The sequence below is a fragment of the Bradyrhizobium sp. LTSP885 genome, assembly GCF_000938305.1.
Lineage (GTDB): Bacteria > Pseudomonadota > Alphaproteobacteria > Rhizobiales > Xanthobacteraceae > Bradyrhizobium.
This window is the reverse complement of sequence record NZ_JYMT01000042.1, coordinates 274,555-292,886: the sequence shown is the minus strand read 5'-3', so window position 1 is coordinate 292,886 and position 18,332 is coordinate 274,555. Positions and strand designations below refer to the sequence as shown.

Sequence of the window (18,332 nt, the reverse complement as noted above, 5' to 3'; positions counted from 1 at the left end):
TGTTGGGTTGTCGATCAGGCCGCCTTGCGGGCGCTGTCACCAATTTCGGCTTGAGCGAGGGCCTGGGTGAGATCGGCGAGGATGTCGTCAGGATGCTCGATCCCGACCGAAAGGCGCACATAACCAGGCGTCACGCCGGCCGAGAGCTGCTCCGCCCCTGTCAGTTGCTGGTGGGTGGTCGAGGCGGGATGGATCGCCAGCGAGCGAGCATCGCCGATATTGGCGACGTGATAGAATAACTTCAGCGCGTCGATGAAACGGCGGCCGGCTTCGATACCGCCCTTCAATTCGAATCCGACCAATCCACCAAAGCCGCCCTTGAGATAAGTGTCGGCGCGGCGCCGGTTCTCCCCGCTCTGCAGGCCGGGGAAGATCACATGCGAGACTGTGGGCTGCCTTGCGAGGAAGTTGGCGACCTTGACTGCATTCTCGTTATGCTGGCGCAGCCGCAGCGGCAGCGTCTCGAGCCCCTGGATGAACTGGAAGGCGTTCTGCGGCGCGAGCGCGGCACCGAGATCGCGCAGCACCTTGACGCGCGCGCGCAGGATGTACGCGATCGGGCCGAACGGCTTGGCCGCCTCGGTCCAGATCGCGCCGTGATAGGCGTCGTCCGGCTGATTCAGCAACGGGAAACGCTCGGCATGCGCCGCCCAGTCGAAATTGCCGCCATCGATGATCGCACCGCCGATCGATGTGCCATGGCCACCGATATATTTCGTCGTCGAGTAGACCACGATCGCGGCGCCATGGTCGAAGGGGCGCGCAATGAGCGGCACGGCCGTGTTGTCGAGAATGAGCGGCACGCCCAGCGAACGCCCGATGTCCGCGACTTCCCGGATCGGGAACACATTGAGCTTCGGGTTCGGAAGGGTTTCAGCGAAGTAAGCGCGGGTCTTCGCGTCGGTGGCCCGGCGGAAGTTCTCGGGGTCTGCCGGATCGACGAAGCGGACCTCGATGCCAAATTGCTTCAACGTCTGCGACAGCAGCGTCCAGGTGCCACCATAGAGATCGGTCGATGAAACGATATTATCCCCGGCTTGGGCGATGTTGAAGATCGCGTAGGCCGTCGCCGACTGGCCCGACGCGACGGCCAGCGCGCCGACACCTCCCTCCAGCGCCGCCAATCGCTCCTCGAAGGCATCGGTGGTCGGGTTCTTGATCCGGGTGTAGATCTGCCCGATCGCCTCCAGCGCGAACAGCTTTGAGGCATGATCGGTGTTCTCGAACTGAAACGAGGTGGTCTGGTAGATTGGAACGGCGACCGCTCCGGTCGCTGGATCGGCCCGATAGGACCCACCATGCAAGGCGAGAGTCTCGGCATTCTTTGTTTCGACCGGCATTTCGAAATCTCCTGAGATCCGTGAACCAAGCGCTACGCGTTTTGAAATGATGCGCGGCGCTTTTGCCGCTGTCGAGACGTTCGGGAAAATAGCGATGAGCGTGCTGGCTCCTCACCGCATTGCGCCGCGAATCTTTCAGGCGATGCACCGATCGCGTGGCTTTTGTTTCGCCGCATCCAAGCCGCGACTGACGCGCGACACGACAATTCCCGGAACACAATTCTGCAAATGGAAGCGAATTGTGCTGCAGCATTTCCCGCCTCGATCCGTGACACGGAAGAGCAAGAGCGAAACTTTGCTGAGCAGGAATTGAAGCGGAGCACGATTTTGATGCCGGTCAGCCGAATAGAAAACAAAGCCACCCCGGTGAAATGATAAACCTTCCCGGCACCCATATTGCCGGAACAAATCGATGGCCAGATCCAGAGAACTTCGATTCAACGCGTTCAACATGATGGCGCCGAGCCACAATTGGGCCGGCCTGTGGTCGCACCCGCGCGACACCTCGCTCAACTACAATTCGCTGGACTATTGGGTCGACTACGCCAAAACCGCCGAGCGCGGTCTGCTGGACGGCATTTTCCTGGCCGACGTGTTCGGCACCTATGACGTCTATGGCAGCAGTTCGGAGACGGCGCTGACCCACGCCGTCCAGTTGCCGAATGCCGAGCCGACGCTACTCGTTTCGGCCATGGCGCTGGTCACAAAACATCTGGGCTTCGGCATTACATCCAACCTCACCTACGAGCACCCCTACCAATTCGCCCGCCGTTTCTCGACGCTCGACCACCTCACCAACGGACGGATCGGCTGGAACATCGTCACAGGCTATCTCGACAGCGGCGCACGCGGGATGGGGCTTGATGCCAACCGTGCGCATGACGAGCGTTACGAGGCGGCCGAAGAGTTTCTCGCCGCGACCTACAAATTGTGGGAAGGCAGTTGGAAGGATGGCGCGGTCCGCCGCGACCGTGCGTCCCGCATCTTCACCGATCCGGCCAGGATCCATCCGGTTCGTCACGAGGGACGTCATTACAAGGTCGACGGCATCCATCTCGCGGAACCCTCGCCGCAGCGGACCCCGCTACTGTATCAGGCCGGCGCCTCGAAGCGCGGCCGTGCCTTTGCGGCAAGGCATGCCGAAGCGATCTTCCTCAATGGCCAGACCAAGCCGATTCTCGCGAGGACCGTCCGCGATATTAGGGACGCCGCAAAAGAATTCGGCCGCGATCCCTACGATATCCGCCTGTTTGCTGGGGCGACCGTGATCGTCGCACCAACCCGCGCGGAAGCCAACGATCTGCTCGAGGAATACGCCGCGCATGTCGATCAGACCGGCCAGCTCGCTTTGCTCTCGGGCTGGACCGGCATCGATTTCTCGACCTACCGCCCCGACCAGGCGGTGCAATATGTCGAGAGCAACGCGATCCAGTCGATGGTGGAGAACTTTACGCTGCGCAGCGATCGCCCGGTCAAGGTCGGCGATCTCGCGACGCTCAGCCATGTCGGCGCGCGATCGCCCTTTGTGGTCGGCTCGCCGCAGGATGTGGCGGACGAGTTGATCGCCTGGGCCGATGAAACCGACGTCGACGGCTTCAACCTGTTCCGGCTCGTTGCGCCGGAATCACTCACCGCATTCGTCGACCTCGTGGTTCCGGAGTTGCAGTCGCGTTGCGTCTACAAGACCGCCTATCGCGAGGGCACGTTGCGCGAAAAGCTGTTCCCTGGACGCGGACCGCTGCTTCACGCCACGCATCCGGGTTCAAGCTTTCGCCGGGCGCCCTCGCCCGGCCCTGGCACGGTCCGATCCGACGCCGCCGAATAGCACAGCGGCAAGGATCCAGATGCGCACCGGAATCCGCCAGCTTACTGGTCGGCCGCGCGCGGCAGCGTTTCAAGCAGCGGCCTGGCCAGATGCAGAATTTCGTAGGCCTCGCCGCGCTGCTCGCCGTCAGGCTCGTGTTCGGATAACACGAGCCGCGTCAGGGTCCAGTTCTTCGCGTCGATCGCGATGATGGCAGCGACCGCGCCGGCCTTTTCGGCTTCCTTCCCACTGCGCTCGATCTCGGCGGCAAAGGTCGCCGTCAGGTCGGCATCCAGCGCGATCCTTCGCTCGTCCTTGTAGGCGAAACGGGCGACTTGTCCGCTGCCTTTGCGGGCATCCAGGGCAAAGCCGGTCTGAATTTCCGCACGACCGAAACCGTCGGTCACCACCTTGTAGCGGCCACTGACAAGGAAGTCGCGGAAGGCCTCGTCGTGTCGCCACAGATAGAGCGAGGAATAGCTGCTGGCGATGGCGCCGAAGCGGCCGCGCTCGCGTAGCAGGAAGGCCTTGAAGAAGAGATCGGGCACTGCATCCCATATCGCGCCGCGCTTCTTTGCGCGCTCGCGAATAAGCGCGATGTCGTAATCCGCGGGCAGACGGTGAGCGTAGTGAGCGGTGATCATCGGGTTGTTCCTTTTGAGCAGAGTGACGACCCGAAAACTAAGCTCGTATTGATCATTCGAAAACCGCATGAGATAGTGTTTCAATGATTTCGAAATGAAATGGTCGATTCATGAAGACGCTCGATCCGGAGGCCGTGCAGGCCTTCGTTCTCACCGCCGACCTGAAGAGCTTCACCCGCGCCGCGGAGGCGATGGACAGCTCGCAATCCGCGGTCAGTCTGAAGATCAAGCGACTCGAGGATGCGCTCGGCCGCAGGCTGTTGGAGCGTACGCCGCGGCTCGTCCGGCTTTCGGCCGACGGCAACGCGTTCCTGCAGCCGGCGCGCGCCTTTATCGCCGCACATCACAGCGCGCTCGGCTGCTTCGGCGTTCCGCCGCGCCGGCTCATCGTCGGCATCAGCCATCATATCGTCGGCTCCGAGCTGCCGCATTTGCTGCGACGGATGCGCGACGCTGAGCCGGGGCTTGTGCTGGAGATCCGCGTTGCGGCGTCACGCGATGTCCTCGACCAGTTCGATCGTGGCGTCATCGACGCGGCGATCGTGCTGCGCCATGACAGCCGTCGGCGCGGCGGCGAGGTCATCATCCAGGAGGCGTTCGGCTGGATGGCATCGTCCGATTTCGAATACCATCGCGGCGAGCCGCTGCGTCTGGCAACCCAGGCCGATCCTTGCAGCGTGCGCAGCATGGCGATCGAAGCGCTGGACAAGGCCGGCATCGCCTGGACCGAAGTGTTCGTCGGCGGGGGCGTTGCGACGATCGGAGCCGCCGTCGCGGCTGGCCTCGCCGTTGCGGCCCTGGGCCGCCGGGTCGCGCCGGCGGGAACGATCGATGTCGGCGGTCGGCTCGATCTCCCGGCACTGCCTTCGCGCGCCGTCGTGCTTCATCTGTCGCGCAGGGACCGCGAGGCCAGGCATTCGCTGAAGACGCTGGCCGCCGCGATCCGCGCCACCGCGCCCCGCCTGTGATCGTCTCTTCCGATGCTCACCAGGTCGCGATGTAGGTGCCCTTGAATCGCTGGTTGAGGAATGCCTTGACCTCGTCGGAATGATAGGCGTCGATCAGCTGCTTGACCCAGGGCTTGTCCCTGTCCTCCTCGCGCACGGCAAGGATGTTGACCCAGGGTCCATCGGCAGCTTCGTGGGCGATGGCGTCAACGGCGGGATTGAGGCCGGCCTGCACCGCATAGTTGTTGTTGATCGAGACCAGGTCGACGTCCTGCAACGAGCGCGGCAGTTGCGCGGCATCGAGTTCGATGAAGCGGAGCTTCTTCGGATTGTCGGTGATATCGGCGATGGTCGACGCGACGTTGGTCGGGTCCTTCAGCTTGATCAGGCCATGCAACGCAAGGATCATCAGGCCGCGTGCGCCGTTGGATGGATCGTTCGCGATCGCGACCCGCGCCCCCTCGGGCAGGTCGGCGAGTTTCTTGTATTTCAACGAATAGACCCCTTGCGGCGAGGCAATCGTCGTGGCGACCTTGACGATCTTCCAACCGGTCTTGGAGATCTGGTTCTTCAGGTAAGGCTCGTGCTGGAACGAATTGGCCTCAAGGTCTTTCAGGGCAAGCGCCTGGTTCGGAACCACGTAGTCGGTGAACTCGACGACCTTGATGTCGAGCCCGCGGCTGGCCGCCACTTTCTTCACGACGTCAAGTATCTCGGCGTGCGGTCCACCCGTGGCCCCGACCCGGATCGTCTCGGCCCTGGCGCTGCCGGCCAGCAACGCGGCCAGAGCAATAGCAGTCATCAAGATGCGCACGAATGTCTCCAACGTCTGTGAATCTCTGGCTCGGAGCCACGGCATTGCGTGCCGTTGCCGAGCCGACGCGCTAACACGGCAGCAGTGCGACTCGGTTTACGGTTACCAGCTCGGCAGCACGGCGCCCTTGAACTTGGTCAGGACGAAGTCCTTAATCTCCGGGCTGTGATAGCTGTCCACCAGGATCTTGACCCACGGCTTATCCTTGTCGGCGGTGCGAACCGCGATCAGATTGACGTAAGGCCCCTTCGGATCCTCGCGCAGGATCGGATCCTTGACCGGATCCAACCCGGCCTGCGTCGCATAGTTGGTGTTGATGACGGCGGCATCGACATCGTCGAGCGCGCGGGGTGCCTGGGCCGCGTCAACCTCGATGAACTTCAGCTTCTTGGGATTTTCCGTGATGTCCAGAACCGTCGGCTTGAAGCCGACGCCGTCTTTCAGCTTGATCGCGCCCTTGTCGCGCAGGAGCAGCAGCGCCCGCCCTCCGTTGGTGGGATCGTTTGGAATCGATATCTTGCTGCCGTCGGGAATGTCGGCCCAGGCCTTGTGCTTCTTGGAATAGACGCCAATCGGGAAGTTGACCGTCGGCCCCACCTGCTCGATCTTGTAGCCGCGGTCGGCCTTCTGGTTGTCCAGATAAGGCTGGTTCTGAAACGAATTGGCCTGGATATCTCCGGCATCGAGCGCTGCATTGGGCACGACATAATCGGAGAATTCGATCAGCTGAATATCGAGGCCGCTTTTTGCCGCGATCGGCTTCACCGCCTCCAGAATTTGCGCATGCGGCCCGGGTGTGACGCCGATCTTGATCGTTTCGGCGGCCGCTACCGCCGACCATACGGCAAATGCGCTCGCAAGCGCCAAAGTGAAACGAAAGGACATCATGGTCTCCATGGAACAAATCAATTGGCTGGGATGGTCATCTCCCGCCCCGCGGTTGAAATCAATGAAATGATAGTTCAAATTTTTTTGCCTTCGCGGGATGCCGTGGCTGCGCGTGCGGCAGAAATAGAATGACTTGAACGGCGGAATGGCCAGGACCTGACGGCACAGGCCTCGCCTTCGCGCCTGGAACATCCTTCTCGCATCTGCCGCCGACGGAGAAGATTACTCCAGTCCAAGTGGATTTTCCGCAATTGCCAGGAGCCGGCGATGGCCCGCAAATGACGGCAATCCAGTCATTCCAGGAAGCCGCTGCACATGTTGCTGATACCCCGCCTTTTCACGTCGATTCGGAGCATCCCCATCAAGCGCCGTCTCGCCCTCGGAGCGTTCGGACTGCTGACGATGGCCTGCTTGCTGCAACCGGCAGCCGCCGAAGAGATCCGGATCGGCTACCAGAAATCGTCCACGTTGACGGCGATCCTGAAAACCAATGGCGCGCTGGAAAAGGCACTCGCGCCGCTCGGGATCACCGTGTCCTGGCACGAGTTCACCAGCGGCTTGCCGCTGCTCGAAGCGATCAACATCGGCAGCGTCGATTTCGGCGCCGACGTCGCCGACACGGTTCCGATCTTTGCGCAAGCCGCCGGCGCCAGGCTCGCCTATGTCGCGGAAGAAGCCGCCTCGCCCTCCGCACAGGCGATTCTCGTGCCGAAGGATTCGCCGATCAAGTCGCTCGCCGATCTCAAAGGCAAGAAGATCGCGGTGACCAAGGGCGCCGGCAGCCACTTTCTGCTGCTGGCGGTGCTCGCGAAGGCCGGGCTGACCTTCAAGGACATCACGCCGGCCTATCTGACACCGGCCGATGGTCGCGCGGCGTTCGTCAGCGGCAATGTCGATGCCTGGGTCGCCTGGGATCCGTTCCTCACCAGCGCGCAGAGCCAGTCCGGCGCGCGCATCCTGACCGACGGCAGCAACGGCCTTGCCAGCTACAAGCGCTACTACCTCGCCTCGGCTGCGTTCGCCGAAAAACGTTCCGACGCGCTGAACGTGATCTTCGCCAAGCTCGTCGAGACCGGCACGTGGGTGAAGGCCAATTCCAGGGAGGCCGCGAGCCTGCTCGCCGGCCTCTGGGGCATCGACGCCGCCATTGTGGAGGAGGCCAACAGCCATCGCTCCTACAAGGTCGGCGCGGTCACCGCGGCCAACCTTTCCGAGCAACAGCGGATTGCCGACATCTTCACGGCCGAGGGCCTGCTGCCGAGGAAGGTCGATACCACCGACATCAAGATCTGGGCGCCGAAGGGATCCTAGCGTCTGTTGCACGGTTTATGAATCAAGCTTCCGCATTCTCGCGGCGCGATGCGTCCGAGTTTTCAACCTGCCGATACCCCCGCTGAATCCGTCGAAAATGACCGAAAGCGGTCGTCGAGCCGCTGTCGCGGTTCAGACCGCTCGAACTTGGGCAAGTCGCTTGATTGAGTACTCGTCGTCCCAACAGACGGCGGCTTCCCACGCGGCCGATGCTTGCGCGGCGATGTCATGCGCGCCGCCATCGAGACCGGCGGCGTTGTGGGGCAGCGCCAGGTCGAGATCGGGGACGTCAACATGCGACTCGTCCCAGTCGATCAGCGCGACCCGATCTGCGGTCATGCGGATGTTGCGCGGGTTGGGGTCGCCGTGGACGACGCATGTCGGACGTCCGATTAGCCGCGCCCACGCGGCTCGGCATCGAGCAACGGCCTCAGGCGGCATCGCGCCGAGGTCGATCCTCGTCCCGGTCTCGGCGTGCAGGAGGTCGGTCGACGATCGCCAACCTGGGCGCTGCGGCCAGCCCTGCGTCAACCGGTGCAGCCGGCGGAGCGTGTCGGCCACGCGACGCCAGTCGGCCTCGGTCTCGGGCGGTCCGCCCTCCACGTATGTCATCAGCACCAAACCGTCCGCGAACAGCCGGCCGTCTGTCGTCGGGATCGGCACCGGCACGGTCAGACCTTCACGGTCGAGGTGTTGGAGGAGTTCAGTCTCCCACGCGAGATCAGCGCTGCTCCTGGCACCGAGACGACCGACCGCGAGGTGCCCGTCGACACGCACGCTCCACACGTCGTTGGCGACCCCGCCAGCGAGTGGTTCGATGCGAACGACGTCTTCACCCCACTGCCCGAGTGCCTCCCATCCCATTGGCGACATAAGGGCACTCCTCGTCGAGTTCGCTGACAAAAGACATTTAGGCGAATGTCACCTATTGGCCCTTAAATGTCACCCATTGGCCCATCGCGACGCTTAAGTGACGTCACAAGAACCGCATCATTACGCGCCACAAGTGCGTCCTGGCTCAGCGATGGCGTAGCCGGCGGTTGACCCGGCGCGCCAGATAGTCGCCGACGGTCTGCACCGTCTGCACCAGCGCAATCAGCACCACGACAACCGCGAGCATCATCTCGGGCATGAAGCGCTGATAGCCGTAGCGGATGCCGAGATCGCCCAAACCGCCGCCGCCGACGGCGCCGACCATCGCGGAATAGCCGAGCAAACTGACGACCGCGAGTGTCAGGGCCAGCACCAGCCCGGGCAGCGCCTCCGGGATCAGGACCTTGAACACGATCTGCAGCGGGCTGGCGCCGAACGAGGATGCCGTCTCGATCAACCCGCCGTCGACCTCCCGGATTGCCCCCTCGACCAGGCGGGCAATGAACGGCGTCGCCGCGATGGTCAGCGGCACGATCGCAGCACCGGAGCCGATCGACGTGCCGGCAATCAGCCGCGTGAACGGAATGATGGCGACGACCAGAATGATGAATGGCGTGGAGCGGGTCGCATTGACGACCATGCCAAGGACGCCGTTGACGGCCGGCGCCGCGAAGAGTTCGCCCTTCCGGCTGGTGGCCAGGAAAACTCCGATCGGAAGCCCGAACGCGGTCGCCACCAGCGCGGCGACCGACACCATGAACAGGCTCTCGCCGGTCGCCTGAATGATCAGGTTGATGAGTTCACGCGACATAGCCGAGGCGCTCCACCGGGAATTTGTGCTGGGACAGATAGGATACGGCCCGCGCCGCCGCGGCTTCGCCGCCAGGAATGGCTAACGTCAGCGAGCCGACCTGCTGACCGCCGATCTCGTCGATACGGGCCGACAGCAGCGCGACATCGACCGAGAGTTCGCGCGCCAGCCGCGCGACGATTGTGTTGCCGGCATCGACGCCCTGCACTTGCACGCGAATGACGGCCTTGCCGCCGGGAATCGCCTCCGCCTCCAGGCGGCTGGCCAACGACACCGGCACGCTGTCGCCGACCACCTCCGAGAGGAAGGCCTGCGTCACCGGATGCTTGGGATGCGTAAAGATGTCGGCGACGTTCCCGCGCTCGACGATATGACCGTCGTCGATCACAACGACGTCCCTGGCAAGCTGACGAACAACCGACATTTCGTGGGTGATCAGCACGATCGTGACGCCGAGCTCACGATTGATGTTGGCCAGAAGATCCAGGATCGCGCGCGTCGTTTGCGGATCGAGCGCCGAAGTGGCTTCATCTGACAGCAGCACGTTCGGCCGCGTGGCGAGCGCACGGGCAATGCCGATGCGCTGCTTCTGGCCGCCGGACAGCTCGGAAGGATAGCGGTCGTATTTGTCGGATATACCGACGAGGTCGAGCAACTCCGCGACGCGGACGGCGATATCGGCCTTCGACCAACCGGCAATCTCGAGCGGCAGCGCGATATTGGCCGCGGCGGTGCGCGACGACAACAGATTGAAGTGCTGGAAGATCATGCCGATCGAACGCTGCGCCAGACGCAGCTCGCGGCCCGCAAGCACCGAGATTTCGCTGTTATCGACGACGACGCGGCCGGCCGATGGCTTCTCCAGACCGTTGATCAGCCGCACCAGGCTCGACTTGCCGGCGCCGGAGCGGCCGATCACGCCGGTGATCGAGCCGCGTGGAATCGCGAAATCGACGTCCCGCAGCGCCTGGACGCTCGGCTTGTCGCGGTAGGCGGGATAGATCTTCGAGACTGCCTCGAAGCGCACCATGGCGTCGCTCGCAGTCGGCGCGGGCGCGACAGGCGGCGGAGATTCGACAGCTCGCACGGTCGCGAGGGGTTGATGCACGTTCATTCAATCATCCGATTGCAAGGTGGCCTTGGTCGCCCGGGATCGTAGCCCGGACCTCAGTGACCAAAGAGCAGATAGCTGCGGTCGACGCCGCGGCGATCGCGTGTGTCATCGGTCCAGCCGACAGCCCGGCGGTAGCTACCCATCGTGTCCGTTCGCTTGAGCGCGACGACATCGACCGGCTGCGTCTCATCCGCGAACGGCGAGACATAAAGCGCATCCTCGGGGCAATAAAGTTCACAGAGAAAACAGGTCTGGCAATCGCCCTGGCGGGCAATTACCGGAATTCCATCCGTCTTGTCAAACACGTTGGTCGGGCACACGTTCACGCAGATATCGCAGGACGTGCAGCGCTCGGCATCGATGACTTCGATCATTCCGCAGCCTCCGCATAGGCCACGTCGGCATGCGGCCGGACCGAGGTCCAGACCTCGTCAAGGCCGCCGGTGGTCACGTAGTGGCGCTGCCGGTCGTCCAGATCGGGGAAATCGTCGCGGCGGTGCATGCCGCGGCTTTCCGGCCGCGCCAGCGCGCTGCGGTACATCCACCGCGCCGTCGCGAGCATCGCCGCAGCTTCGCGGGCGCGCAAGACATCGGCCTCGCCGGCTGCATCCGCCTCCGAAACGTCGCGCCATGCTGCGTCAAGGCGCGCCAATGCCCCCTGCAACCGGGATGCTTCCCGGAAATAGTTCAGTCCGTATGGGTACACCTCGTCCTGGGCCGCTCTTGCCAGCGCCGCAGGCTCGAAGGCGCGCCGCGACCGGCTACGAAACGCAATGGTTCCCGCAGACGATAGTTTCCGCCCGGTGGCCCTGCCGAGTTGCGCGGCGTAGTCGGCGGCGCCCTGCCCGGCCCATGTGCCTGACGACATCGCCCAAGCGGCATTGTGACTGCCGCCGCCGGTAAAGCCGCCGCAGATCAGTTCGCGCGTCGCCGCATCGCCGGCTGCATAGAGCCCCGGCACGCTGGTGGCGCAGCTATCGTCGACGATACGAAGGCCGCCGGTGCCACGGACGGTACCCTCAAGCCGCAAGGTCACCGGAAAGCGATCCTTGAAGGGATCGATGCCGGTGCGGTCGAACGGCAGGAAGAAATTCGGCTGCGATACACGCATCTGGTGCTGCACATCGTCGTCGGCCCTGTCGAGGCGCGCGTAAACCGGTCCCTGCAGCAGCGCGCGGGCAATCGCCGACCGCCCACCCTTGGATGCTGCGTCCGGCACCACACTGCCGTCTTCATAGCTGAAGGTCGCCCAGCCGTAGAACAGCGTCTTGGTCACCGAGCCGAACGCCGGCGAGATCGCGTAGGGGTTGGAAAACTCCATGCTGCTGAATTCGGCACCGACTTCCGCGGCCATCAGATAGCCGTCGCCGGTCAGAACGTTCGAGCCAAGCGTCTTGCTCAGGAACGCGCAGCCGCCGGTCGCGATCACCACCGCCTTGGCGCGCACCGTCCAGCGATCATGTTTCTGCCGGCGCACGCCGCTGGCGCCCGCCACAGCGCCGTCGTCGTCCACGAGCAGTTCGAGCGCCGGACTGTGATCGAGAATGGTGGCGCCGGCCTGTTTGGTGCGCTTGCGCATCAGCCGCATATATTCCGGTCCCTGCAGCGAATTGCGCTGCGACCTGCCGCGGTCGTCCAACGGATAGGGGTATCCCCAATCGGCAAGACGATTGCTCTGCTGATAGGTGCCGTCGAGCACCCGCGCCATCCAGCGGCGATCCTGCAGATAGCCGCCCAACTTCTCCCGGTTGGCCATCGCGGTCTCGCGCAGCGCGGGATCCGGATCGATGTACCACACACCGGTGCCGGCTGCCGCGGTCGCTCCCGAGGTGCCGCAAAATCCCTTGTCGGCGAGCACCACGCGCGCTCCCCGCTCCGCTGCGTTCACCGCCGCCCAGGTCCCCGCAGGTCCGCCGCCGAGCACTAGGACGTCGGCGTCGAACTCAACGGATCCGGCTGGCGCCGACACGCGCTCGGCGCGATGGGTTGGGATCGTCATGGTTCACGTCTCCAGGCGGAATCGATCGCGATCATGCCGCGCGTCACCTCGACATCGTTACGCGTGCGAGTTCGTCTGGCAATTTCAGATATTTGCGACGGCTTGGACGAGTCTTTCACCGTTGTCGCCGCAGGAAGAAGATTTGTGTTGCGCGATGCCGGCTGTTCCAACGCCGTACCGCGGCGCGACACGAGATTGCGTGCAAGGGTGCCAGCGGAGACAGAAATTTCTTTTTGCCCGCGACCGGCCGCCTTGTGTTTTCTTGCGCGCGTCGGAGCGATACTTGCTGGGTGATCTCATCGCAGCACAAGGCGTGTCATGCCCCCTCGTCAACTTCACCTCAACGTCAATCTGCTGCATTCCGGCGTCTACGCCTCGGCATGGCGGTTGCCCGAGAGCGACCCTCGCGCCTGCTTCGACGTCGGTCACTATGTCCGGGTTGCGCAGATCGCCGAGCGCGGCAAGCTCGACGCGATCTTCCTCGCTGACACGCCCGCGATTACCGACCGCATCGACTATCGGTCGTTCATGTCGATGGAGCCGACCATCGTGCTGGCGTCGGTGGCTGCGGCCACGACCCGCATCGGGCTGATCGCGACGGCGTCAACCACCTACAACGAGCCCTACAACATCGCGCGCCGTTTCGCGACGCTGGATCTGGCGAGCGGTGGCCGCGCCGGCTGGAATGCGGTCACCACAGCCGACGCATCGGCCAGCCGCAATTTCGGTCTCTCCAACGTGCTCGAGCATAAGGCACGCTACGAGCGCGCCAAGGAGTTTGCCGAAGTCGTGCACGCGCTCTGGGACAGCTGGGAGGACGATGCCTTTGTCGGCGACAAGGCGACCGCGAGGTTCGTCGATACATCGAAGGTTCATTCCATCGGCCATCGCGGCGCGCACTACACCGTGGCGGGCCCGCTCAACGTCCCGCGCTCGCCGCAAGGGCGCCCCGTCACCGTTCAGGCCGGCGGCTCCAGCGACGGCCGGGATCTCGCGGCCGCCCAGGCTGAAGCGGTGTTCACGCTCGCGCAAACCATCGACGAAGGTGTCGCGTATGCGCGCGATTTGCGCACCCGCGCCGTCGCCTATGGCCGTTCCGGTGACGCCATTGTCGTTCTGCCGGGCCTCGCCACTGTCATCGGCAGCACGGAAGCCGAGGCGAAGCGGCGCCAGGATGAGCTTTGGGAGCTGGTTCCGATCGAATACAGCCTCGCGCGCCTTGCCGGCACGTTGCAGGTCGATCCTGCGATCCTTGAGCTCGACAAGCCCCTGCCCGATCCGCTGCCGCTGCCAGCCAACGCCAACCACACCATGTTCCAGGGAACGGTGAACATCGCGCGTCGCGGCAATCTCACGGTCCGCCAACTGCTCCGGGCCCTCGGTGGTGGCGTCGGCCACAGGATCATCGTCGGCACGCCCGAACAGATCGCCGATGACATCGAGGCCTGGTTCAAGGCCGGCGCCGCAGACGGCTTCAACCTGATGCCTGATGTGCTGCCCTCCGGGCTCGAGGTGTTCGTCGACACCGTGGTGCCGATCCTGCAAAAGCGCGGGCTGTTTCGGCATGACTATGCCGGCAGCACGCTGCGCAGTCATTTCGGGCTGCCGCATCCACCGAGCCGGTTTGCCTCCAGCGTGCCGGACTTCGTTTCAGCGTGACGGTCGGCCCGAGCCGACCAAAGCCGGCGATCTGTCGACCGCCGGCGGCGGCTCAGTTCGCCGAACGCGCGGGATGATCTCCTTCGCAAAACGCTCCATCTCCGCCTCAAACGGCTGGAACTGCAGCATGAACAATTCGATCCCGGCGGCATGGAACGCCACGATACGGTCCGCCACCTCATCATAGCTGCCCACCAGGCCTGCGGCGGTTCCGCCGTTGCTGCCGACGCGCGCCGACTTCTGCATCGTCTGCATCATCACGACCTTCGGATCGGTGTTCTGTTTCTGGATCGCCTTGATCGGCGCGTCCTTCTTCGAGAGATCCAGCAACCGCTGATAGGCGGCCTGAGCCTCCGCCTGCGTCTCGCGCACGATGACGAAGGCGGACAGGCCGAAGCGGAGCGGCTGCGCCGCCCGAGGCCGAGCCGCCACGTCGGCGATCAGGCCGGCGACATCCTCCAGCGGTTGCCCATTGATGAACCAGACGTCGCCGTGGTCGGCGACCAGTGCACGCGCCGGCTCGGATTCGCCGCCGACATAGATCAACGGCCGCGGCCGATAGAGGCTGGTGGGCCGCAGCACATAGTCGCGGATATCAAAATGCTCGCCCTTATAGGTCAGCCGCTCGCCCTGCATCAGGCGCGACACCACCGTGATCCATTCGCGGCCATAGCCGTAGCGGGCATCATGCTCGGCGAATCCGATCCCGGCCTTGTCCAGCTCCGGACGGTTCCATGCGCTGACCAGATTGATGGCAAAGCGGCCGCGGCTGATGTTCTCGATTCCCAGCGCGAGCTTTGCCAGCACGACGGGATGATAGAGGTAAGGCTTGATGGCTGCGATGATCTCGATCTTGCTGGTCAGCGCGGCAATTGCCGACGCCGCGCTCCAGGCTTCGAGCTGATCCAGATCCTCCTGATGCGGATTGATCGTGTGTTGCGCGATCAGCGTGGAGTCGTATCCAAGTTCTTCGGCCGCAAGCACCAGATCGCGATTGCGCTCCCATGACGCGTCATAGGGCTCCTCGGGATCCTGATAGGCGGCACGCGAACCATGCACCAGCGCCCAGATGCCAAAGCGAAGCGGTCGTGTCGTCATGTGCTGTCTCCGAATTCCTGCGTCGGATCAGCGTGTTTTCGACAATACGCGGCGAGAGATCAAGCAATGGCACATCAAAAGATATTCCTTGCCGTGTTGCGAGTGCGGATAAACCAGAAAACTCCGGAACCTGCGACAATTGGAAAACCGCTCTATTTTGGTTGATCGGAAATCGTGGGACGATCTCGCCAATCAAAGCCATTCCGGATCACATCAATGAACAAGCCAGTCACCGCCACCTCGCTCGAGCCGTCCGACCGCCTGAACAGCCAGTCACCCGACATCGATGCGCTTCTCAGCCGCATCGCGGAGGGTTCCAGCGACCGTGAACGCGAACGCGTCCTGCCATTCGCCGAGATCGATCTCATCCGCAAGGCGCGCCTCGGCGCGCTGCGGCTTCCGACCGACGCCGGTGGCGCCGGCGTGTCGATCCGCGCTCTGTTCGAGATCGTCATTCGCCTCGGCGAAGCCGACGCCAACGTTGCGCACATCCTGCGCAATCATTTCAGCGTGGTCGAGCGCCTGGTGCGCCGGCCGAAGGACGACCAGCACAGGCAGTGGCAAAAGGCGGTTGCCGATGGCGCCATCATCGGGCTTGCGGCAACCGAGCTCGATACGCCGAAGGTAGGCAATGTCACGCCGAATACGACGCTGACGGCCGACGGTGACGACTACCTGTTGGACGGCACGAAGTATTACAGCACGGGAACGCTCTATTCCGACTATGTCCTCGTCCGCACCGCCGACACAAAAGGTACCAACGCGGCCGTTCTCATCCCGGTCAAGCGCGAAGGCATCGAATTGGTCGACGACTGGGATGGCCTCGGGCAACGGCTGACCGCGACCGGCACCTCCTATTTCCGCAACGTGCGGGTCAAACGTCAGGAAGTCGTGTTCGATGCGCCTGATGCTGGCTACGGCATCCCCTATTCGAACACGTTTGCACAGTTGTTCCTGACCGCGATCAACGCCGGCATCGCGCGCGCTGTCCTGAGTGACGCCACCGCCCTGGTGCGGTCCCGCAAGCGCACGTTCTACTACGCGCCGAGCGAGGTCCCGACCGATGACCCACTGCTGCAACAGACCGTCGGCCAGATCGCAAGCGGCGCGTTTGCCGCCGAGACGGTCGTGCTGGCGGCCGCGGAAGCGCTTGACGCCGCAACCGACGCATTCGATGCCGGCGATGCGAGCGCCGTCGATGCGGCCCACAGGGCGGCGCTGCTGTCTGCCAAGGCCAAGATCGTCGCGGATGAATTCGCGATCCGCAGCGGCAGCCTGCTGTTCGACGTCGGCGGTGCGTCCGCCACCAAGAAGGCAACCAATTTCGACCGCCACTGGCGCAATGCGCGGACGCTGGCCTCGCACAATCCGAACACCTTCAAGGCCCGCTCGATCGGACAATACGAGATCAGCGGCACGCCGTTGCCGGCCAAGGGCTTCTTCTAAACGAAGTCCGATCCGGCGAAGCAACAAGAGGAAGAAGCCCGATGAGCAAGCCGGATATCCACCTCGTCGATGCCGATCATGAGATCGAGCGTCAGTTTCGCCTCGTCATGCGCCGCCTGGCTGGCGGCGTCTGCATCATCACCGCAGGACAAGGCGATGACATCACCGGCATGACGGTGACCTCGCTGACCTCGCTCAGCGCGAGCCCGCCCCGGCTGCTGGTCAGCATCAACCGGCAGGCTTCGTCTTTCGCCTCGATCGCCCGTCATCGGCAGTTTGGCGTCAACATCCTGGGTTCCGACCAAGAGGCGCTGGCGGAGCGCTTCAGCAATGGCCGGCTGAAAGGCAAAGAGCGCTTCGAGGGCGCAGCCTGGACCTACGGTGCATCCGGCGTGCCGTTGCTCTCACAGTCGCTCGCGTTGGTCGAATGCCAGGTGGAGGAGATCATCGAGCGGCATTCGCACGGCATCATCGTGGCACGCCTCTCCGGCATGGAGTTGTCGCATCGGGTGTCCGGGCTGACCTATTGGAACGGCCAGTATGTCCAGATCGATCACGAGGCCGATCTCGATCTCCTGGCCGAGGTCAGCATTCCCCTGGCGCATGTCCGATAGGACAAGGAGAGACCATGAAGCGCGAAATCCCTCCGCAATCACCTCCGTCATCGGCCGGCGCGACTGACAGTCCGCCTGGCCGCTGGCAACTCGACCGGATCGTGGGTGAACTGCGTGCGTCCCGGGAGCAGACCCATAGCATCCGGCGTGACGGCGAGGCCCGCCGTGCACCCTCGCGCGATGCGCTGGAGGCAATCCTCAACGGCCTGACCGAGGCGCTGTTCCCGCGTCATTACGGCCAGTCCGATCTCGATGGCGAGAATATCGACTATTTCGTCGGCAACACGCTGAGCATCGTGCTGGATTCGCTCAGCGCACAGATTCATCGCGGCGCGCTGTTTGTCGGCGACGAGCTCGAACCGGGTTTTGAGCGCGAAGAAGCGGTCGAACTGACGCGTGCCTTTGCGTCCCAGCTGCCGTCGGTCCGCGGGCTCCTGATCAACGACCTTCGCGCGGCCTTCGTCGGCGATCCGGCGGCACGCAATTTTCCAGAGATCCTGATCGGCTATCCCGGCATGACCGCCGTCATCCACCATCGGCTTGCGCATCTGCTGTACCGTCTCGGCGCGCGGCTGGTGGCCCGCCTGATGTCCGAAATCGCCCATGCCCGGACCGGCATCGATATCCATCCCGGCGCCAGCATCGGCTCCGGCTTCTTCGTCGACCACGGCACCGGCGTCGTGATCGGCGAGACCGCCATCATCGGCGACAATGTCCGTATCTACCAGGCGGTCACGCTCGGCGCGCGACACTTCCCGACCGACGACGAGGGCAAGGCGATCAAGGGTGACGCCCGTCATCCGATCGTGCAAGACGACGTCGTGATCTACGCCGGCGCGACCATCCTCGGCCGGATCACGATCGGCCGCGGGTCGACCATCGGCGGCAACGTCTGGCTGACCAAGGACGTGGCGCCGAACAGTGTGGTGACGCAGGCCACCGCGCGGAACACGCCGAGCGGCAGCTGAGT

17 protein-coding genes are annotated in these 18,332 nt (G+C 63.8%); 7 read left to right on the top strand and 10 right to left on the bottom strand.

Annotated elements, in window-relative coordinates; all coding sequences use genetic code 11:
- Positions 1-14 precede the first annotated feature (14 nt).
- The gene (locus UP09_RS30410; protein ID WP_044542033.1) at positions 15-1,340 is read right to left on the bottom strand and encodes an O-acetylhomoserine aminocarboxypropyltransferase/cysteine synthase family protein; all 1,326 of its coding nucleotides are present in this window, start codon (positions 1,338-1,340) and stop codon (positions 15-17) included.
- A gap of 412 nt (positions 1,341-1,752) precedes the next feature.
- Here UP09_RS30410 and UP09_RS30405 point away from each other — a divergent pair, with 412 nt between their 5' ends.
- Positions 1,753-3,165, top strand: coding sequence for an LLM class flavin-dependent oxidoreductase (locus tag UP09_RS30405; protein ID WP_044542032.1), 1,413 nt, complete (start codon positions 1,753-1,755; stop codon positions 3,163-3,165).
- A gap of 41 nt (positions 3,166-3,206) precedes the next feature.
- Here the strand turns inward: UP09_RS30405 and UP09_RS30400 are convergent, their stop codons facing one another.
- Entirely contained in the window at positions 3,207-3,788 is a 582-nt protein-coding gene (locus UP09_RS30400; protein WP_044542031.1) for a DUF4865 family protein, read from the bottom strand.
- Between the two features lie 110 nt (positions 3,789-3,898).
- Between UP09_RS30400 and UP09_RS30395 the strand changes: the two genes are divergently transcribed.
- Positions 3,899-4,756 carry a LysR family transcriptional regulator gene (locus UP09_RS30395; protein WP_044542030.1) on the top strand — a complete coding sequence of 286 codons (858 nt, stop codon included), beginning with the start codon at positions 3,899-3,901 and terminating at the stop codon, positions 4,754-4,756.
- A gap of 16 nt (positions 4,757-4,772) precedes the next feature.
- On the opposite strand, the gene UP09_RS30390 is transcribed toward UP09_RS30395, so the two are convergent.
- Together UP09_RS30390 and UP09_RS30385 are read right to left on the bottom strand one after the other, a co-directional pair.
- Positions 4,773-5,537: a MetQ/NlpA family ABC transporter substrate-binding protein gene (locus UP09_RS30390; protein WP_044542662.1), complete on the bottom strand. Its 765-nt coding sequence runs from the start codon at positions 5,535-5,537 to the stop codon at positions 4,773-4,775.
- A gap of 114 nt (positions 5,538-5,651) precedes the next feature.
- A complete protein-coding gene (locus UP09_RS30385; RefSeq protein WP_044542661.1) occupies positions 5,652-6,446 on the bottom strand; it encodes a MetQ/NlpA family ABC transporter substrate-binding protein in 795 nt (264 codons plus the stop codon).
- A 393-nt stretch (positions 6,447-6,839) separates the two neighbouring features.
- Between UP09_RS30385 and UP09_RS30380 the strand changes: the two genes are divergently transcribed.
- Entirely contained in the window at positions 6,840-7,748 is a 909-nt protein-coding gene (locus UP09_RS30380; protein ID WP_245302273.1) for an aliphatic sulfonate ABC transporter substrate-binding protein, read from the top strand.
- A gap of 132 nt (positions 7,749-7,880) precedes the next feature.
- Here the strand turns inward: UP09_RS30380 and UP09_RS30375 are convergent, their stop codons facing one another.
- The 5 genes from UP09_RS30375 to UP09_RS30355 form a co-directional block, all read right to left on the bottom strand.
- Entirely contained in the window at positions 7,881-8,612 is a 732-nt protein-coding gene (locus tag UP09_RS30375) for a phosphotransferase enzyme family protein (RefSeq protein WP_044542028.1), read from the bottom strand.
- Positions 8,613-8,766: 154 nt separating this feature from the next.
- Positions 8,767-9,432, bottom strand: coding sequence for a methionine ABC transporter permease (locus UP09_RS30370; RefSeq protein ID WP_044542027.1), 666 nt, complete (start codon positions 9,430-9,432; stop codon positions 8,767-8,769).
- Entirely contained in the window at positions 9,422-10,546 is a 1,125-nt protein-coding gene (locus UP09_RS30365) for a methionine ABC transporter ATP-binding protein (RefSeq protein ID WP_044542026.1), read from the bottom strand. The genes UP09_RS30370 and UP09_RS30365 overlap by 11 nt, the downstream gene beginning before the upstream one ends.
- A 53-nt stretch (positions 10,547-10,599) precedes the next feature.
- Positions 10,600-10,920, bottom strand: coding sequence for a 4Fe-4S dicluster domain-containing protein (locus UP09_RS30360; RefSeq protein WP_044542025.1), 321 nt, complete (start codon positions 10,918-10,920; stop codon positions 10,600-10,602).
- Positions 10,917-12,545: an FAD-dependent oxidoreductase gene (locus UP09_RS30355; protein WP_044542024.1), complete on the bottom strand. Its 1,629-nt coding sequence runs from the start codon at positions 12,543-12,545 to the stop codon at positions 10,917-10,919. Before UP09_RS30355 ends, UP09_RS30360 begins: the two co-directional genes overlap by 4 nt.
- 318 nt (positions 12,546-12,863) lie before the next feature.
- Between UP09_RS30355 and UP09_RS30350 the strand changes: the two genes are divergently transcribed.
- The gene (locus UP09_RS30350; protein ID WP_044542023.1) at positions 12,864-14,204 is read left to right on the top strand and encodes an LLM class flavin-dependent oxidoreductase; all 1,341 of its coding nucleotides are present in this window, start codon (positions 12,864-12,866) and stop codon (positions 14,202-14,204) included.
- On the opposite strand, the gene UP09_RS30345 is transcribed toward UP09_RS30350, so the two are convergent.
- Complete coding sequence (locus UP09_RS30345; protein ID WP_044542022.1) at positions 14,196-15,302, bottom strand: LLM class flavin-dependent oxidoreductase; 1,107 nt, start codon at positions 15,300-15,302, stop codon at positions 14,196-14,198. The two genes, UP09_RS30350 and UP09_RS30345, sit on opposite strands and share 9 nt — an antisense overlap.
- Positions 15,303-15,518: 216 nt before the next feature.
- Between UP09_RS30345 and UP09_RS30340 the strand changes: the two genes are divergently transcribed.
- The 3 genes from UP09_RS30340 to epsC are packed head-to-tail and all read left to right on the top strand — an operon-like array spanning position 15,519 to position 18,330.
- Positions 15,519-16,748, top strand: a complete 1,230-nt coding sequence (locus UP09_RS30340; protein ID WP_044542021.1) for an acyl-CoA dehydrogenase family protein — start codon at positions 15,519-15,521, stop codon at positions 16,746-16,748.
- A gap of 41 nt (positions 16,749-16,789) precedes the next feature.
- Positions 16,790-17,362, top strand: a complete 573-nt coding sequence (locus tag UP09_RS30335; RefSeq protein ID WP_044542020.1) for a flavin reductase family protein — start codon at positions 16,790-16,792, stop codon at positions 17,360-17,362.
- Between the two features lie 14 nt (positions 17,363-17,376).
- A complete protein-coding gene (gene epsC / locus UP09_RS30330) occupies positions 17,377-18,330 on the top strand; it encodes a serine O-acetyltransferase EpsC (RefSeq protein ID WP_082070345.1) in 954 nt (317 codons plus the stop codon).
- The last annotated feature ends 2 nt before the right edge of the window (positions 18,331-18,332 follow it).

Bases quoted from the DNA above. Each gene is read 5' to 3' on its own strand.
- UP09_RS30395 (WP_044542030.1), top strand. From the start codon at position 3,899: ATGAAGACGCTCGATCCGGAGGCCGTGCAGGCCTTCGTTCTCACCGCC.
- UP09_RS30410 (WP_044542033.1), bottom strand. From the start codon at position 1,340: ATGCCGGTCGAAACAAAGAATGCCGAGACTCTCGCCTTGCATGGTGGG.
- UP09_RS30335 (WP_044542020.1), top strand. From the start codon at position 16,790: ATGAGCAAGCCGGATATCCACCTCGTCGATGCCGATCATGAGATCGAG.
- UP09_RS30360 (WP_044542025.1), bottom strand. From the start codon at position 10,920: ATGATCGAAGTCATCGATGCCGAGCGCTGCACGTCCTGCGATATCTGC.
- UP09_RS30385 (WP_044542661.1), bottom strand. From the start codon at position 6,446: ATGGAGACCATGATGTCCTTTCGTTTCACTTTGGCGCTTGCGAGCGCA.
- UP09_RS30390 (WP_044542662.1), bottom strand. From the start codon at position 5,537: ATGACTGCTATTGCTCTGGCCGCGTTGCTGGCCGGCAGCGCCAGGGCC.
- UP09_RS30400 (WP_044542031.1), bottom strand. From the start codon at position 3,788: ATGATCACCGCTCACTACGCTCACCGTCTGCCCGCGGATTACGACATC.
- UP09_RS30345 (WP_044542022.1), bottom strand. From the start codon at position 15,302: ATGACGACACGACCGCTTCGCTTTGGCATCTGGGCGCTGGTGCATGGT.
- UP09_RS30380 (WP_245302273.1), top strand. From the start codon at position 6,840: ATGGCCTGCTTGCTGCAACCGGCAGCCGCCGAAGAGATCCGGATCGGC.
- epsC (WP_082070345.1), top strand. From the start codon at position 17,377: ATGAAGCGCGAAATCCCTCCGCAATCACCTCCGTCATCGGCCGGCGCG.
- UP09_RS30365 (WP_044542026.1), bottom strand. From the start codon at position 10,546: ATGAACGTGCATCAACCCCTCGCGACCGTGCGAGCTGTCGAATCTCCG.
- UP09_RS30370 (WP_044542027.1), bottom strand. From the start codon at position 9,432: ATGTCGCGTGAACTCATCAACCTGATCATTCAGGCGACCGGCGAGAGC.
- UP09_RS30375 (WP_044542028.1), bottom strand. From the start codon at position 8,612: ATGGGATGGGAGGCACTCGGGCAGTGGGGTGAAGACGTCGTTCGCATC.
- UP09_RS30350 (WP_044542023.1), top strand. From the start codon at position 12,864: ATGCCCCCTCGTCAACTTCACCTCAACGTCAATCTGCTGCATTCCGGC.
- UP09_RS30355 (WP_044542024.1), bottom strand. From the start codon at position 12,545: ATGACGATCCCAACCCATCGCGCCGAGCGCGTGTCGGCGCCAGCCGGA.
- UP09_RS30405 (WP_044542032.1), top strand. From the start codon at position 1,753: ATGGCCAGATCCAGAGAACTTCGATTCAACGCGTTCAACATGATGGCG.
- UP09_RS30340 (WP_044542021.1), top strand. From the start codon at position 15,519: ATGAACAAGCCAGTCACCGCCACCTCGCTCGAGCCGTCCGACCGCCTG.